Origin of the sequence: Rhodococcoides kyotonense (genome assembly GCF_900188125.1) — a bacterium.
In the GTDB taxonomy this organism is placed as follows: Bacteria; Actinomycetota; Actinomycetes; order Mycobacteriales; family Mycobacteriaceae; genus Rhodococcoides; species Rhodococcoides kyotonense.
Window position 1 is genome coordinate 41,208 of the sequence record NZ_FZOW01000012.1, and the last position, 15,970, is coordinate 57,177.

Sequence of the window (15,970 nt, forward strand, 5' to 3'; positions counted from 1 at the left end):
GAGGCATGTCTGTACCCGTAACCCATGACGACGTGAGCGTCCGGACGCGCGCGATTCTGGCCCGCCTCGGTGTCGATGCGGATCTCGATGTGCCCCGGTCGCATGCGAGCATCGTCGCGCGCTCGCCCATCACGGGCGGAAATCTGGCGTCGCTCCGCACCGCCGACGCGTCCGACGTCGACGCCGTTGTTGCCGACGCGAAAGCCGCGTTCGCCGAGTGGTCGACCGTGCCGGCCCCTGTGCGAGGCGGTCTGGTGCGTGAACTCGGCGAATTGCTGCGCGAACACAAGGACGACCTCGGAGCCCTCGTGTCGATCGAAGCGGGAAAGATCGTGTCCGAGGGCCTCGGTGAGGTGCAGGAGATGATCGACATCTGCGACTTCGGCGTCGGGCTGTCTCGGCAGCTCTACGGCAACACGATCGCCACCGAGCGACCGGGCCATCGCATGATGGAGCAGTGGCATCCCCTCGGTGTCGTCGGTGTCATCACCGCGTTCAACTTCCCGGTTGCCGTGTGGTCGTGGAATGCAGTGCTGGCGTTGGTCGCCGGTGACACGGTGGTGTGGAAGCCGTCGGAGAAGACGCCGTTGACCGCGCTCGGTGTGCAGGCGCTGTTCGAACGTGCCGCTGCGCGCGCGGGTGTGAATCCGGCAGTGGCGCAACTGATCATCGGTGATCGGGCATCCGGTCAGGCGCTCGTGGACGATCCGCGTGTCGCCCTTCTGTCGGCGACGGGATCGACCCGCATGGGCCGGGCCGTCGCGCCGCGTGTCGCCGAACGGTTCGGGCGCGTGCTGCTCGAACTCGGTGGCAACAATGCGGCGATCGTGACGCCGTCCGCGGATCTCGATCTCACGACGCGCGGGATCGTCTTCTCCGCGGCAGGCACTGCGGGACAACGCTGTACGACGCTTCGGCGTGTCATCGCACACTCGTCGATCGCCGACGAGCTCGTCGACAGAATCGCCCGCGCCTACGACACCTTGTCCATCGGTTCACCTTTGAATTCGGACACACTGGTCGGGCCGTTGATCGACGCGCCTGCATTCGCCGGTTTCCAGAAGGCTGTGGATGCCGCAGTCGCCGACGGTGGCACTGTTCGCGCGGGTGGTGCGCGGGTCGACGAATTCGGTGAGTACGCGTACTACGTGCAGCCGACCGTGATCACGATGCCCGCTCAGACCGACATCGTGAAGCACGAGACCTTCGCACCGATCCTGTACGTCCTCACGTACGACACGCTCGACGAGGCCATCGCTCTGCACAACGATGTCCCGCAGGGTCTTTCGTCGTCGATCTTCACGACGGATCTCCGTGAGGCCGAGAGGTTCCTGTCGGTAGCCGGTTCGGACTGCGGCATCGCGAATGTCAACATCGGCCCGTCGGGCGCCGAGATCGGTGGCGCGTTCGGCGGTGAGAAGGACACCGGCGGCGGGCGCGAATCCGGTTCGGATGCATGGAAGTCCTACATGCGGCGGTCGACCAACACGGTGAACTACTCGAACGAACTGCCGCTGGCTCAGGGTGTGAAGTTCACGTAGCTAGGACAGCGGAATGCCGTGTGCGCGCAGTTGTTCGACGGTTCCCGCGTCGGGCCATGCTGTGACGTGGAAGCGACCGGGTTCGATACCGGGGGTGGGGACGATGCCGGTGATCCGCGCGACGTCCTCGAACTGCACGTAGAAGGTGTCCGACGACCGACTGCAGAAGGCCACGAGGTCGGTCTGCGGGAGCAGGCAGTCGGCGCCCTCGTCCCAGATGGTCACGGTCCGCGGCCCGAACGGTGTTGTCGTGACCGTGACGTTCCCGACCACGCCCGGCGTCCCGTCGAGACCGTACTGGCTTCGCAGCCAATCGGATTGGGCGTCGTACTCGCGTGCGATGTGGACGCAGCGCGCCCGTGCCGCGTCGACGCTGTCGGGTTGGACCGCGTCGAACGTGACGATCGTGCCGTCGTCGTCGACGGTGTACGCCTGGGGTGACAGTCCGCGTGCGGTGTGCGTGTACTGCTGCTCCACGAGGGCGAAATGCCGCGCGAGGATGTCGGGGTCGTCGCTGGGAACGACGAAGATGGTGTCGACGTCGGGCACGAAAGCGACAGGGGCGCAGCCGAATCGGTTGCGATGCGACGCGAGCCATCCGGGATCGAGCAGCCAGGACGTAAAGTAGCTGTTGCCGCTGTCGACGAGCCGTTGCACGGCACGGCCCTTCGTCGGATCGGCGTGCACGGTGATGGTCGCGAGATTGGAGCGGGCTGCCGAGAACACCGTTGCCGGGTCGACGCCCCACTCGGAGATCGTTTCCCACGACACGATGGTGCGTCGGCCCGGGGTGTCGACGGCGACGAGCTCGTCGACGAGCGGAAACACGCGCCGCGAGACCAACAGGCCGGGCGGCGGCGCTCCGAGGGTGTACGTCGACGGCTTCAACACCGGGCGGAGGCGGGGAAGCGCGGCGTCCCAGCTGCCGGGCGCGTCGTTCGCGGCGATCATCGTCGCGATGAAATGTTCGATGTGGGCGGACAGCTCGGCTTCCTCGTAGCCGGCGGTCTCGGCGAACAGATTGTCGAGGTACAGCACCGCATCGCGGCCGTAGTAGACGGCGAAGTTCTCGGAGTCGTACATCGGATCTGCGCCGCCCTCGACCCGAATTCGTTCGAGCACGAGGTAGGCGAGTCGCGCTCTCGGGTCCACGTCGTTTGCCGCCACCCGGTGGATCGTAGTGCGCTTCGCGCCGGTGTGCGCGTAGTCGGTCCGTAGACCTACCTACGCGCACACGGGTGCGTCAGCGCAGTACGTCGTCCTGCTGAATCCAGCCGGCCAGGTCGGTCATGTACGACGCCTGGGACGCGTAGTCCATCGGCGCCTGGTTGTACGGGTGAACCTGTCCGGCGTTCAGGGCGAGGTTGCCTGCGAGCGTCCGCTGCGCCTTCAGGTCGTCGAGCTGGTAGCCGTCCTTGGCCAGCAGTACGACGTCACCGGTGACCTCGGTGGCGTTCTCCCAGCTGTAGATGCCCCAGTAGTAGCCCTCGGGGGTCGGCTCGAAGAAGTTCACGCCGAGTGACTTGTACAGCTGCAGTGTCGGTTCGTCGTCGGCCTTGTAGGTGTAGAGCCCGTCCGCGTCGGCGTACATCGGCGTCACGAGCACTTCGCTCTTCGACGCGGCGCTGGTGAGGGCCTGGGAAGCGGTGTCGAACTCCTGCTTCGCGGCGTCGACCTGGGTGGAGTCGGCGCCGAGCGCAGTGTCGAGCTCGGCGATCCGGTCCAGCACCGTCTTGCCTTCGCCGCCGACGTAGATCGTGACGATCGGCGCGATCTTCTCCAGCTGCTCCTGCTGCGCGAGGTCCTTCAGTCCGTAGCGGAGGTTGCCCTCGGGCAGTGTGCCGTTCTCGTCCATCGGGTAGATCGTCGCGAGAATGACGTCGGGCTTGGCCAGCGCCAATTCGTCCAGGTTGATCTCGCCGTACGACGTGCCGACCTCGGTGATGCCCGAGGTGTCGAAATCGGAGAAACGCCCGTCCTCTTCGATCGAGAAGAAGCCGAACGACGCGATGGGTGACACACCGTATTCCATCAACGGTGCCAGCAGGTCGTTCTGACCCGCGATGCGCTCCGGCGCGTGATCGAGCGTGACGGTCTGGCCGAGGTCGTCGGTGAACGACCACGCCTGATCCGACGACGTGTCACCGTCGCTCGACGAGCACCCGGCAAGCACGAGTGCACACGCGGCGACGAGTGCTGTGGCTGCGGCTCCGAGCCGCGATCTTCCGAACATGGGTTGTCCTTCTTCTACTCAGATGATGGAGTCGGACATGTCGTCCTCCTCCGGTACTACGAGGGGCGTTCCGGTGACGGGGTCGTCGATCACGCGGGCGTGCAGGTCGAATGCCTCGAGCAGCAGGTCGGGGGTCAGGACCTCGGCAGGCGGGCCGTCGGCGACGATTCCGCCGTCGGTCCCGAGCACGACGAGCCGGTCCGAGAACCGCGCAGCGAGCGAAATGTCGTGCAGCACGAGCAGAACGGTGGTGCCACGGTCGCGATTGAGTCGACGCAGCAGCCGCAGGCCTTCGAGTTGGTGATTGAGGTCGAGGAACGTCGTCGGCTCGTCGAGCAGCAGCGTGCTCGCCTGTTGCGCGACGACGAGTGCGATCCATGCTCGCTGACGCTGTCCGCCGGAGAGCGTCAGGACGTCACGATCTGCGACGTCGGCGAGTCCGGTGGCCTCGATCGCCGCCTCCGCCACGGCTGCGTCCTCCGCGGACCACGGCCGTGCCCAGCTTTGATGCGGGTTCCGGCCGCGCATGACGAGATCGAAAACCGTTGTGCCCGAAGGCGCTACGGGGTTCTGCGGGAGAATCGCGAGCTTCTTGGCGACGTCGCGGCCGCGCATCTTTCGAATCGGTTCACCGTCGAGCAGAACTTCCCCGGCAGCGGGCGTCAGGATACGGCCGAATGCCTTGAGCAGCGTCGACTTACCACTTCCGTTGGCGCCCAACAGTGTTGTGACGGTGCCGTGGTGTATCGACAGATTCAGGTCGTCGATGATCGTGCGCTTGTCGTAGGCCAGGGTGAGGCCACGCGCTTCGAGGACGGGTGCGTTCACGAGCTAGGACAGCTCCTTACGGTGACGGACGAGCAGCCAGATGAGGTAGGGAGCGCCGATCACGATCGTGATGATGCCGACCGGCACCTCCCACGGGAACAGAGTCCGCGCGGCAGTGTCGGCGGCCAGCACCAACGCCGCTCCGACCAGGCCCGACAGCACGAGCGGCGGCCGAGAGGTCCCGGCCAGGCGCACCGCGATCTGCGGTACGACGAACGCGACGAATCCGACCGGCCCCGCAGCCGCGACCGCAGCCGCCGTCAGTGCGACGGCGAGCGCGATGACGACCAGGCGGTGCCATTGCAGACCGAGTCCGACGCCACGGGCGACGTCGTCACCCAGTTGCCCGACGGCCAGTGCCGCCGACGTCGCAAGAGCCAGCGGAACTGCGATGACGACGACGGTCACCAGCGGTGTCACCGTCGACCACGACACACTGGACACGCTGCCGACGAGCCACTGCGACGCCGCGGCGGCCTGCGAGATCTGTGCGCGGACGAGCAGGTAACTCGTGACGGCGTCCAGAGTCGCGGCAACGCCGATGCCTACCAGGATGATTCGGTAGCTGGAGATCCCGCCGCGCCACCCGAGGCCGTAGACGACGGCAGCAGCAGCAACAGCACCGATGGCCGCGCACGACGGAAGGCCCAGGGTCAGAAGCCCGTTCCCGACGGCGTAACTGCCGCCGCCCAGGACGATGGCTGCGACCGCGCCGACGGACGCACCCGACGTCACGCCCAGAATGTCCGGCGTTGCCAACGGGTTTCGCGCGAAAGTCTGCGTCAGAGCTCCTGCGATTCCGAGCGCGAGTCCGACGACGGCGCCGACAAGTGTTCTGGGCAAACGCAATTCGACGACGACGAATCGCTCGGCGGAATCGCCGACACCGGCGAGAGCTCGTACGACGGCGGCAGGGTCGAGGCCACCCGCGCCGATGGTGATGCTGAAGACGAACAACGCGAGGACGACGACCAGTGCCACGACCGTCGCGACGAGTGCGCGCGGCTTCCAGCCGACGCCGACCGGTCCGATGCGGACGCCGGCGGCCCACGGTTTCCTGGTGACTGCGGTGCTCACAGCGTGACCAACGATCGACGTCGGGCGATCATGACGAACACCGGTCCACCGACCACGGCGAGGACGATGCCGACCTCGACCTCGGCGAACCCGCCGATCAGTCGGCCGATGACGTCTGCGATCAGGATCAGAGTGGCACCGATCAGGGCGGACGCCGGTAGAACAAGGCGGTGACCTGCGCCGACGAGCGCTCGTGCGACGTGGGGAACCGTCAGTCCGACGAACCCGATCGGGCCTGCGGCGGCGGTGGCGGCCGCGGTGAGCAGCGTGATCGCGCCCAGACCGACGACGCGGGACAGCACGATGTTCTCACCGAGTCCGCGGGCCATCTCGGCGCCGAGGGACAGGTTGTCGAGTGCGCGTACGTTCGCAGCGGCCAGTACGAAGCCGGCGATCGCGAACGGCAGTACGGCGTAGACGATGTCGAGCTGGCGGCCGGTGAGCGACCCGACGACCCATAGCCGGTACGCCTCGAGCGAACTGCGATCGGTCAGCACGATGAACGACGTGAACGCGACGAGCAGCGCCGAGACGGCCGAACCTGCGAGCGCGAGCGGAACCGGGCTGGCCGTGCCGCTGCCTGCGACGGTGATCGCGAAGACAGCCACCGTGGCCAGCAGTGCTCCGACGAGCGAGAACCAGACGTAGCTGTCGGGGCTGCTCAGCCCGAATGCCGAGACGCCGACGACCACGAGAAACCCTGCGCCCGCGGAGACGCCGAACAGTCCCGGGTCGGCCAGGGGATTCCGTGTGTGGCCCTGCATCAGCGCGCCCGCGACACCGAGGCACGCGCCGACCAGAATTCCGACGACCGTGCGCGGCACCCGCGATCCCCAGACGACGACGCCCTGTGTCGTGTCTCCGCCGTGGATCAGTCCGTCGAACACCGCGTCGATGCTCAGCCGGTTGCTGCCGAGCAGGAGGCTTGCCAGGCATGCAGCCGCCAACACCAGCACCAGAACGAGCAGGACGCTCGACCGACGTGACGTCGGGCTAGGGCGAAGAGGCGGTGGCACCCGCAGAACTATAGGACACGCTTACCTAATACATTCAATCTTCAACGTCCAGTGTGATTCAGTCCGCAGCCCGGGTTCCTGAAATGTCCGAAATGAACTGCTCGATAACCATGTTCGCGAGTTCCGGACGCGTTTCGAGCACATCATGGCCTGCACCCGGAACGATGCACATCTGACCCCGAGGCAACGACGTAGCGATCGTCCGAGTGTGGTCGGCGCGAATCACGTCACGATCACCGGCCATGATCAGCGCAGGAATCCGAACCTCCGCCAACCGTGCCGGGTCGATATCCGGTTCCGTGGTCCACAGGTGCTGCAGCTTGTCGAGCACCGTCTGCGCGCGATCGGGCCCGTCGGGGGACAGGCGTGCATGGTGTTCGCGATAGTGGTCAGCCGGATCGGAGTTGTCCCCGGGCCAGTTGTCGCTGTTCTCTCCGACGAATCCCGACGGATGCAGGTTGACGCTGACCGCGACGAGCGACCGGATCCGGTCCGGATGGTCGAGTGCCATCAGTAGCCCGATGATTGCGCCGTCGCTGAATCCGACGACATGGGCGTCGCGAAGGCCGACCTCGTCCATGTAGGCGAGAGTGTCAGCGACGTTCTTGGCGTAGCTCATCGGCCCTTCGGCGTCGGCGGTCCGGCCATGCCCCGGTCGCTCAGGAGCGTGGACACGGAACCTTCGAGACAGCGAATTCAGTTGTGGCCGCATCACTTCGAGCGAGCAGAAGCCGCCGTGGAGCAGGAGTACGGGTTCTCCGTCGCCGTGAATCTCGTGATAGGTCTCGGCGCCGTTCGCGTGGACTGTGGACATGAGCGACGACAGTACTCACAGCCGAGCGCTTCCGGCTCTGGCCCTCACGTGCCGATACTCGACTGACCCGAACTTCTTGCTCCATTATCTTGCGAAATTTCCCGAAAACGGTAAATCTCGCAAGATAATGGAGCTTCAGTAACCCTATTCGCCGGTACTGACGATCTGGATCAGGTTGCCGCAGGTGTCGTCGAACGTCGCGAGGGTCATCTCACCCATTTCGGTGGGCTGCTGCGTGAACACGACGCCGAGCCCTGTGAGCCGCTGGTACTCGGTGTTCACGTCGTCGACCATGAACGACGTTGCCGGAATCCCGTCCTCCATCAGTGCGTCCTTGAACGGCTTGACGGCCGGATGGACGTCGGGTTCGAGGGAGACCTCTGGCCCGTCGGGGTTCTCGGCGCTGACGATGGTGAGCCACTTGTACTCACCGGCAGGGATCTCGTGCTTGACCACGAAACCCAGTGTGTTCGTGTAGAAGTCGAGTGCCTTGTCCTGATCGGGGACGAAGAGGGACGAGATGTAGATCTTCACGAGGGCTCCTGGGTGATCGGCCAGCGCTGCTGGATCCGGGCGAGTGGGCGTGTATCGACGTAGAGGAACTTGTAGCGGCCCTGGCGTTCGGCGCGAACCAGCTGCGCTGCGGCCAGGACTTCGAGATGTTGCGAAATAGCTTGTCGCGACGACGAATTGCCGTGATTCATGATCAATCTCGTGCACAGTTCGAACAACGTCTGACCGTCTCGCTGCACCAACTCGTCGAGGATCGTTCGACGAGTCGGATCTGCGAGCGCCTTGAACAGCTCGGCGTCGGTCACCCGCTCACCATAGGCAAGTGCTCACTTGCCTGTCAACGCCTCAGAGCTGGTTGACGCGGATGAGATTGCCTGCCGGATCACGGAATGCGCAGTCACGGACGCCGTAGTCCTGGTCGATCGGTTCCTGGATGACGTCGGCCCCGGCTGCCTGAAGTCGCTCGAACAACCCGTCGAGGTCGTCGGTCGCCAGCGTGACGGCCGTGTACGCACCCTTCGCGATCAGATCGAGGATGGTGCGACGCTCGTCGTCGGTGATGCCCGGATCGACGGCAGGCGGATGCAGCACGATCGACGTACCGGGTTGGCCGACAGGTCCGACGGTGATCCATCGCATGTCCTCGTACCCGACGTCCTTGCGGACCTCGAATCCCAGAGTGTCGCGGTAGAAGCCAAGTGCCGCTTCGGCGTCGGTGTGCGGGAGGAAGGTGTAGTGAATGGTGATGTTCATGTCCATCACGCTAAACAACCTAGCCGGGGCGCGCTTCTCGATTCCTGATCGGTCTGGTGACTTGTTTGGCCAGGCATGGGGGAATTCCAGCGCCGGCCTGAGAATGGTCTCGGCGGTAGACGCTCGGCGGCACGCCGACCAACTCGGTGAACCTCGTGCTGAACGTTCCGAGCGACGACGAGCCGACGGCGAAGCAGACCTCGGTGACGCTGAGATCGCCGCGTCGGAGCAGTGTCATCGCGCGTTCGATGCGTCGTGTCATCAGGTACGAATACGGTGATTCGCCGTACACGCGGCGGAACTCGCGGCTCAGGTGCCCGACGGACATGTGGGCGCCGCGTGCAAGAGCTTCGACGTTCAGCGGTTGCGCGTACTCCCGGTCGATCCGATCGCGGACGCGTCGCATCGCCGTGATGTCGCGCAGGCGTTGCTCTTCCTCGCGTTCGAGTTTCACACTCCGCATCGTTCCACGTCCGAGACGCACATCGGCCCCCACCCGACGAGCGGATGGGGGCCGAGAGGCAGTGAAGATCAGCGAGTCGGTAGGACCGTCGTGGTCGGTGCGACTGCCGTCGTGGCCGGGGCAGCCGTCGTGGACGGAGCGACGGGAGTCTCGGTCGTGACGACCGGTGCGCCCTCGACAGGAACAGCGGCACCCTCGACCGGAACAGCGACACCGTCGACCGGGACAGCAGCGCCCTCGATCGGCGCGGGAACGACCTCGACCGGTGCGGGCACCACGGCGGCCTGCGCCGGAGCCGGGGCGGCCGGAGAGACCGTCACGGCCGGGACCGACGTCGTGGTCGTCGGGGCTACTGTCTGCGTCTGAGCGACCAGAAGCGCCTTCTGCTGAACCTCCGCCGACTTTATCGGCTTTCCGGCTTCGGCATCCTTGGCCAACTGGGTGAGCCACGCCGCGGCGTACTGCGCCGACGTCAAAGGCTTGCCGTTCGATGCGTCCGAGTCACGCCAGTAGTCGAAGTGAGCTCCCGATCCCGGGCCGAGCGTCTGACCGTACGGATCGTTCATGAGCACCGGGACGGTGTCGGTGTTCGAGCCGATCAGCCCGATGATCTCCTTGGCGATCTTGGACGGCAGGTAAGCCAGGTTGACCGCACTCTCGGCGGGCAGGGGCTCGGTGTCCGTGCCTTCCTCGGTCTCGGTCTTCGCGGCTACCTTCGTCGTCGGGTCGGCCGGCGTGTATCCGGGCTCGGACACCTTGATCAGTACCTGGAGGAACGTCTCGTCGCCGGCGAGCCAGTTGTCCTGAGACATGATGTCGTTGAACGCCAACCCGGCGATGCGTCCGAGAACCAGTGCCATGTCGGCGCCGGTGGCAGGGGTGAGCGTGTTGTCACGCTGGATTGCGTCGACGTCGAGCTGGCGTCCGACGTTCGCCGCGAGGTGCAGCAACGACGTGTTCTGCGGCATCGCGCAGGTCAGGTCCCTCTGGGAGCAGAAGGACGCAACCCTGCCGTCGAGTGCACCGAAGCTGCCCGACGTCGCAGGCAGTGCCCCCGCTCCGGACGGGCCGGTGGCGCTGTTCTGGTACTTCGTACCGAAGTTGTCCGGGTTGGTGCCGGATTCCGAACCGGGGAACGCGGATTCACCGTCGGTGCGGCCCGCGTCGGCGAGGATGACGACGCCGACGACCTGCGACGGGTCGACGATTCCGTACTTGCCGTTGTCGTCGGCCACCTGGTTGCCGATCTCCATCGCGGTGCGACGAGTGACGTCGGCGCCCTCGCTGTACCCGACGATGGCGAAACGCGTCTTGGGGCACGACGCGACGATGGCCTTCATGACGGTCTGCGCGTTGTTCACACCGGTGTCGACGGCTGTCTCGTACGTGGCGAGGTTGGCCGGGTAGTCGATGTAGACGGCAGCGTAGGAGCCCTGCTTCACGGCGCTGTTGGGAGCTCCGACCATCTGGTCGATCCAGTCGCTCTCGAAATCGCCCGCGAGTGCAGCGGGAAGAGGCTTCCCGTCGGGCGTCGTCAGCATCTTGGTCGCACTGTTGCTCGGCGTGTCACCGCGTCCGCCGATGGCGATGCTGACCATGTCGTAGCAGGTCGCGGTCGATGCGAGCTCGACCTCGGCATCCGACGTCGACAGCTTGTCGGTCGTGAGAACCGCTGCACCGACGGCAAGGGCTCCCAGGGACACGAAGGCGACGGCGCTGGTGATCAGCCGACGGTTCTTGCGAGGCGATAGGCGTTTACCCATGTTCCATCCCAATCAGTTCGCCGCGCTGCAAGGGGGCAATACGCGGGCGGGCTACACGACAATTCGTCCCACCAGACCCCCGCGTTACACCGCGGCGAAATTTTCGTACACCCATACCCTAGGGGGGTATGGTAGAACGGAGTGATGAAAACGACGGTCAAGCTCGCGGGGTACGTAGTCGGAATTACATTGGTGTTCTTCGCTACTTACGCAATCGGGACCGCCGTCGGACCGATCGGTGACGCGCCGACCGGACACGAACATGCGCAGGTTATCGATGGCCACTGACACGGAACTGATCCTGGGAGGCATGACGTGTGCGTCGTGTGCCAACCGGATCGAACGCAAACTCAACAAGCTCGACGGCGTGACAGCGACGGTCAACTACGCGACTGAAAAGGCGCACGTGACGAGTGACGGCGTCCCCACCGAGACTCTGATCAAGGCAGTCGAGGACGCGGGATATTCGGCGACGCTTCCGGCCGAGGAGCCTTCCGAGGTGCCCGAGACCGATCCGATGAAGCAGCGTCTACTGATCTCGGCGGTTCTGTCGGTCCCGGTCGTCGCGATGGCCATGGTTCCGGCGTTGCAGTTCACCAACTGGCAGTGGCTGTCCCTGACGCTGGCTGCTCCCGTCGTCGTGTGGGGTGCGTGGCCGTTCCACAAGGCGGCCTGGACAAATCTGCGTCACGGAACATCGACGATGGACACACTCGTCTCGATGGGCACCCTCGCGGCTCTAGGCTGGTCGCTGTACGCACTGTTCTTCGGCACCGCGGGCACACCGGGAATGAAGCATCCGTTCGAGCTGACGATCGCGCGGATGGACGGGTCGTCGAACATCTATCTCGAGGCCGCGGCAGGCGTCACGACGTTCATCCTGGCCGGGCGCTACTTCGAGTCGCGATCCAAGCGTCGGGCAGGGGCGGCGCTGCGCGCGTTGCTCGATCTCGGTGCCAAAGACGTGACAGTGTTGCGCGATGGCGTCGAAAAACAGGTTCCCGTAGCCGATCTCGCGGTCGGTGACCTCTTTCTGGTGCGGCCGGGCGAGAAGATCGCGACGGATGGCGTCGTGCATTCGGGTGCGTCGGCCGTCGACGCGTCCATGCTGACCGGCGAGTCCGTACCCGTCGAGGTCTCGGCGGGTGACGCCGTGGTCGGTGCGACGGTCAACGTCGGCGGCAGGCTCGTCGTCGAGGCGACGCGCATCGGATCCGACACCCAGCTCGCGCAGATGGCCAAGCTCGTCGAGGATGCGCAGACCGGAAAAGCGCAGGCGCAGAAGCTCGCTGATCGAATCTCCGGAGTCTTCGTTCCCATCGTCATCGCGATCGCCGTCGGTACGCTCGGATTCTGGCTCGGCACTGGAGGTTCCGTCGCGGCGGCGTTCACTGCCGCAGTCGCTGTGCTCATCATCGCGTGCCCGTGTGCGCTCGGATTGGCAACGCCCACAGCGCTGATGGTCGGTACCGGTCGCGCAGCGCAGCTGGGGATTCTGATCAAGGGTCCCGAGATTCTCGAGTCGACGCGTCGTATCGACACCGTCGTTCTCGACAAGACGGGCACCGTCACCACCGGTGTCATGACGCTGCTCGCAGTCCATCCCGCGCCGAGTGAGGACGCCGACGACGTTCTGCGCGTTGCCGGTTCGATCGAGGCAGGCTCCGAACACCCGATCGCCCGCGCAATCGCCGATGCGGCTCAGCGGACGTCGCCCGTGGACGAGTTCGCGAACGTGGCGGGATCGGGCGTCACCGGAGTCGTCGACGGCCGGGCCGTCGTGCTGGGTCGTGCGTCGTTGCTGGCCGATTGGTCGTCGCCGCTGCCGCCCGAGCTGCAGCAGGCCATGACCGATGCCGAGAACGACGGTCGCACCGCGGTCGCGATCGGATGGGACGGACGGGCGCGCGGCGTCCTCGTCGTCGCCGATGCGATCAAGTCGACCTCCAAGCAAGCCGTCGCCGAATTGCGGGAGCTCGGTCTGACGCCCGTCATGCTGACCGGCGACAACGAGGCCGCGGCGAAGAAGATCGCCGCCGAGGTCGGAATCGACCACGTCATCGCAGGCGTCCTGCCGGAAGGAAAGGTCGACGCGGTCACGCGGCTCCAGTCCGAGGGCAAGGTCGTCGCGATGGTGGGCGATGGCGTCAACGACGCGGCGGCGCTGGCCACGGCCGATCTCGGGCTGTCGATGGGCACCGGCACCGACGTCGCGATCGAGGCCAGTGACCTGACGCTCGTGCGTGGGGATCTGCGGGCCGTCGGCGATGCTATTCGGTTGTCCCGGAGAACTCTGACGACCATCAAGGGCAACCTGTTCTGGGCGTTCGCGTACAACGTGGCTGCGATTCCTCTTGCCGCAGCGGGCCTGCTGAACCCGATGTTGGCGGGCGCTGCGATGGCGTTCTCGTCGGTCTTCGTAGTCAGCAACAGTCTGCGTTTGCGGCGATTCAGGGCCTCTTAGTACAAGATGGAGGAATGGCCGACGCAGTAGATGTCCCTATCCGTGACGAGTCGATCCGGCTCGGGCAGTTCCTGAAACTCGCGAATCTGATCGAATCCGGCGCGGAGGCGAAGGAAATAATCGCCGACGGCCTGGTCAGCGTCAACGGGGAAGTCGATGTGCGACGCGGCAGGCAGCTGCATCAAGGAGACATCGTCTCGATCGACGGCGGGCCGTCCGCTCGCGTCGTGAACGGTGGCGGCTGGTGAGCAAGAGCGGACTTCCTCGGTCCGAGGTTCCCAGTGCGTTCGATCAGGATGCGACGTCGTACGACCGGCTGGTCGGGGCCAATCCCGGATACCACGAGCACCTCGCCAAATCTGCGGAGCGCCTCCGGCTCCCCGGACTCGGTGACGGTCTGCGTCTGCTCGACATCGGTTGCGGCACAGGAGCATCGACGGCCGCGCTGCTTGCCGCGGCGCCCCATGCCCAGATCATCGCTGCCGACGCGTCAGCCGAGATGCTCGAGGTCGCGCGCAGCAAGAAGTGGCCGTCCAACGTGACGTTCGTGCACAGTCGCGTCGAGGATTTGGCTGCGAACGGCGTCGACGGGCCGTTCGACGCGATCCTTGCGGCGTACCTCATCAGGAACGTCGCCGATCCGGACAAGGAACTGGCGTCGTTGCTGTCGCTGCTGAAGCCGGGATCGTCGATCGCATTCCACGAGTACTCCGTCAAGGATTCGCTGCGGACGAGGGCCGTGTGGACCGCGGTGTGCTGGGCGATCATCATTCCGCTCGGCTACGTCGTCACGCGTGACCTCACCCTCTACAAGCACCTGTGGCGTAGCGTCGCCAGTTTCGATGGTGTGAAAGCCTTTTCGAGGCGCATGCAGCGGGCCGGCTTCACCTCGCTCGACACCGAAACCATGACGGGATGGCAGAACGGCGTCGTACACACGTTCCTCGGGGCGCGGCCGAATGGCTGATCGCCGACGCGTCGTACACTGCGCCTCCTCGGGATATGCGGACGTTTTTTCGCTGGCTTCGGTGCCCAAGGTCGCCGTGGTGGGCGGAGGCATAGCAGGCCTCTCTGCCGCAACGGCATTGGCGGAACGCGGTGTTTCGGTCACGGTGTTCGAGAAGGAGACGTACCTGGGTGGCCGCGTCGGCGGATGGTCGACGACTTTGGAGGATGGGTCGTCGGCGACGATGAGCCGAGGATTCCACGCGTTCTTCCGGCAGTACTACAATTTGCGAAACCTGTTGCAACGTACCGATCCCGAGCTGTCGCGGCTGCATGAGGTCGAGGACTATCCCCTTCTCGACGATGCGGGTCGCGTGGACGGTTTCAAGGGATTGCCGTCGACGCCGGGGTTGAATGCGTTCGCGTTCGTGGGTCGTAGTTCGACATTTCGTTGGCGAGACATGGTGTCGTTGAACGCTGTTGTGGCCTTGCCGTTGATGACGGTGAGCGTTCCGGGTATCTACGAGCAGCTCGACGAGGTTCCTGCCGCGGAGTTCCTGCGACGCATCAACTTTCCCGAGCCCGCGCGGCACCTGGCGTTCGGGGTCTTCTCGCGCAGTTTCTTCGCGGACCCGGAAGAGATGTCCGCCGCCGAGCTCGCGATGATGTTCCACCTGTACTTCCTCGGCTCGTCCGAGGGATTGGTGTTCGACGTCCCCGTCGGTCCGTACCCACAAGCACTGTGGAATCCGCTGGGGGAGTATCTGATTGGGCTTGGTGTGTCGTTGAGACTCGGCACCGCTGTGGAAGAGATCGAGCCGGGCTTCACCGTCGATGGTGAGAAGTTCGACGCCGTTGTCCTGGCGTGCGACATCGCCGGGCTGCAGCGGCTGGTGGGTTCCTTGGGCACTGACGAGTGGCGCGCGCAGGTCGCTGGCCTGCGGAACACACCGCCGTTCCTCGTGCACCGGGTCTGGCTGGACAAGCCCGTCAACGCGGACCGTCCGGCCTTCATCGGTACCGGTGGGATGCCGCCGATCGACAACATCAGCGTGCTCGAGAGGTTCGAGGACGAGGCATTGGCCTGGTCGCAGCGCACCGGCGGTTCGGTCGTCGAGCTGCACGCCTATGCGGCAACGGAGTCCGAGGAGGTCACCCGGGAGCAGCTTCTCAGCCGCATGCACGAGATTTACCCGGAGACGGCGTCGGCGACGATCGTTTCGGAGCGATCCGAGTGGCGCGATGATTGCCCTCACTTCGGCCTAGGCGACTTCGCCCGCAGGCCGACCGTGCGCACACCGGAGCCAGGACTCGTGCTCGCGGGCGACGGCATTCGCATCGACCTGCCCGTTGCGCTCATGGAACGTGCTGCGACGACGGGTCTTTCGGCCGCTAACACACTGCTCTCGGGCTGGGGTGTCAAGGGGCACGACATCATCACCGTCCCGGTGCGCGGGCGGTACCGGGTCTTCGAGCAGTTGGCCAAGCGGCTCTGACCCTAGCCACTACCCGCCGAGATCGAGGTTATGTCGCGAAAATGCGCAGAAACGGTGCATAACT

General features: G+C 65.4%; 16 protein-coding genes. 5 read left to right on the top strand and 11 right to left on the bottom strand.

All coding sequences use genetic code 11. From position 1 onward, the window contains the following. The first annotated feature begins 5 nt into the window (after positions 1-5). The gene (amaB, locus tag CHB96_RS19465; protein ID WP_089249304.1) at positions 6-1,541 is read left to right on the top strand and encodes an L-piperidine-6-carboxylate dehydrogenase; all 1,536 of its coding nucleotides are present in this window, start codon (positions 6-8) and stop codon (positions 1,539-1,541) included. Here amaB and CHB96_RS19470 read toward each other — a convergent pair whose 3' ends face one another. The 11 genes from CHB96_RS19470 to CHB96_RS19520 all read right to left on the bottom strand — a co-directional run bounded on the left by CHB96_RS19470 (position 1,542) and on the right by CHB96_RS19520 (position 11,001). Beyond that, positions 1,542-2,708: a DUF1444 domain-containing protein gene (locus CHB96_RS19470; protein ID WP_245865902.1), complete on the bottom strand. Its 1,167-nt coding sequence runs from the start codon at positions 2,706-2,708 to the stop codon at positions 1,542-1,544. A 76-nt stretch (positions 2,709-2,784) separates the two neighbouring features. Continuing rightward, complete coding sequence (locus CHB96_RS19475; RefSeq protein WP_089249306.1) at positions 2,785-3,774, bottom strand: ABC transporter substrate-binding protein; 990 nt, start codon at positions 3,772-3,774, stop codon at positions 2,785-2,787. A gap of 18 nt (positions 3,775-3,792) precedes the next feature. Continuing rightward, positions 3,793-4,602 (bottom strand): ABC transporter ATP-binding protein, encoded by an 810-nt coding sequence (locus CHB96_RS19480; RefSeq protein ID WP_089249308.1) that lies wholly within the window; start codon positions 4,600-4,602, stop codon positions 3,793-3,795. Positions 4,603-4,605: 3 nt separating this feature from the next. Beyond that, complete coding sequence (locus tag CHB96_RS19485) at positions 4,606-5,679, bottom strand: FecCD family ABC transporter permease (RefSeq protein ID WP_217899965.1); 1,074 nt, start codon at positions 5,677-5,679, stop codon at positions 4,606-4,608. After that, a complete protein-coding gene (locus CHB96_RS19490) occupies positions 5,676-6,695 on the bottom strand; it encodes a FecCD family ABC transporter permease (protein WP_217899966.1) in 1,020 nt (339 codons plus the stop codon). Before CHB96_RS19490 ends, CHB96_RS19485 begins: the two co-directional genes overlap by 4 nt. A 58-nt stretch (positions 6,696-6,753) precedes the next feature. Then, positions 6,754-7,509: an alpha/beta fold hydrolase gene (locus CHB96_RS19495; RefSeq protein ID WP_089249312.1), complete on the bottom strand. Its 756-nt coding sequence runs from the start codon at positions 7,507-7,509 to the stop codon at positions 6,754-6,756. A gap of 144 nt (positions 7,510-7,653) precedes the next feature. Further along, positions 7,654-8,043 carry a VOC family protein gene (locus CHB96_RS19500; protein ID WP_089249314.1) on the bottom strand — a complete coding sequence of 130 codons (390 nt, stop codon included), beginning with the start codon at positions 8,041-8,043 and terminating at the stop codon, positions 7,654-7,656. Continuing rightward, the gene (locus tag CHB96_RS19505; RefSeq protein WP_089249316.1) at positions 8,040-8,327 is read right to left on the bottom strand and encodes an ArsR/SmtB family transcription factor; all 288 of its coding nucleotides are present in this window, start codon (positions 8,325-8,327) and stop codon (positions 8,040-8,042) included. The genes CHB96_RS19500 and CHB96_RS19505 overlap by 4 nt, the downstream gene beginning before the upstream one ends. Positions 8,328-8,367: 40 nt before the next feature. Further along, entirely contained in the window at positions 8,368-8,775 is a 408-nt protein-coding gene (locus tag CHB96_RS19510) for a VOC family protein (protein ID WP_089249564.1), read from the bottom strand. Between the two features lie 19 nt (positions 8,776-8,794). Next, entirely contained in the window at positions 8,795-9,238 is a 444-nt protein-coding gene (locus CHB96_RS19515; protein WP_089249562.1) for a helix-turn-helix transcriptional regulator, read from the bottom strand. A gap of 68 nt (positions 9,239-9,306) precedes the next feature. After that, a complete protein-coding gene (locus CHB96_RS19520; RefSeq protein ID WP_089249318.1) occupies positions 9,307-11,001 on the bottom strand; it encodes a cutinase family protein in 1,695 nt (564 codons plus the stop codon). Positions 11,002-11,278: 277 nt separating this feature from the next. Between CHB96_RS19520 and CHB96_RS19525 the strand changes: the two genes are divergently transcribed. Genes CHB96_RS19525 through CHB96_RS19540 form a run of 4 tightly spaced genes read left to right on the top strand, consistent with a single transcriptional unit; the run spans position 11,279 to position 15,906 of the window. Further along, positions 11,279-13,465, top strand: a complete 2,187-nt coding sequence (locus tag CHB96_RS19525) for a heavy metal translocating P-type ATPase (protein WP_089249320.1) — start codon at positions 11,279-11,281, stop codon at positions 13,463-13,465. A 14-nt stretch (positions 13,466-13,479) separates the two neighbouring features. Next, complete coding sequence (locus CHB96_RS19530; RefSeq protein ID WP_089249322.1) at positions 13,480-13,713, top strand: RNA-binding S4 domain-containing protein; 234 nt, start codon at positions 13,480-13,482, stop codon at positions 13,711-13,713. Continuing rightward, positions 13,710-14,432, top strand: a complete 723-nt coding sequence (locus CHB96_RS19535; RefSeq protein WP_245865904.1) for a class I SAM-dependent methyltransferase — start codon at positions 13,710-13,712, stop codon at positions 14,430-14,432. Before CHB96_RS19530 ends, CHB96_RS19535 begins: the two co-directional genes overlap by 4 nt. Next, on the top strand, positions 14,425-15,906 hold the full coding sequence (locus CHB96_RS19540; RefSeq protein ID WP_089249326.1) for an FAD-dependent oxidoreductase: 1,482 nt from the start codon (positions 14,425-14,427) through the stop codon (positions 15,904-15,906). Before CHB96_RS19535 ends, CHB96_RS19540 begins: the two co-directional genes overlap by 8 nt. Positions 15,907-15,970: the final 64 nt, after the last annotated feature.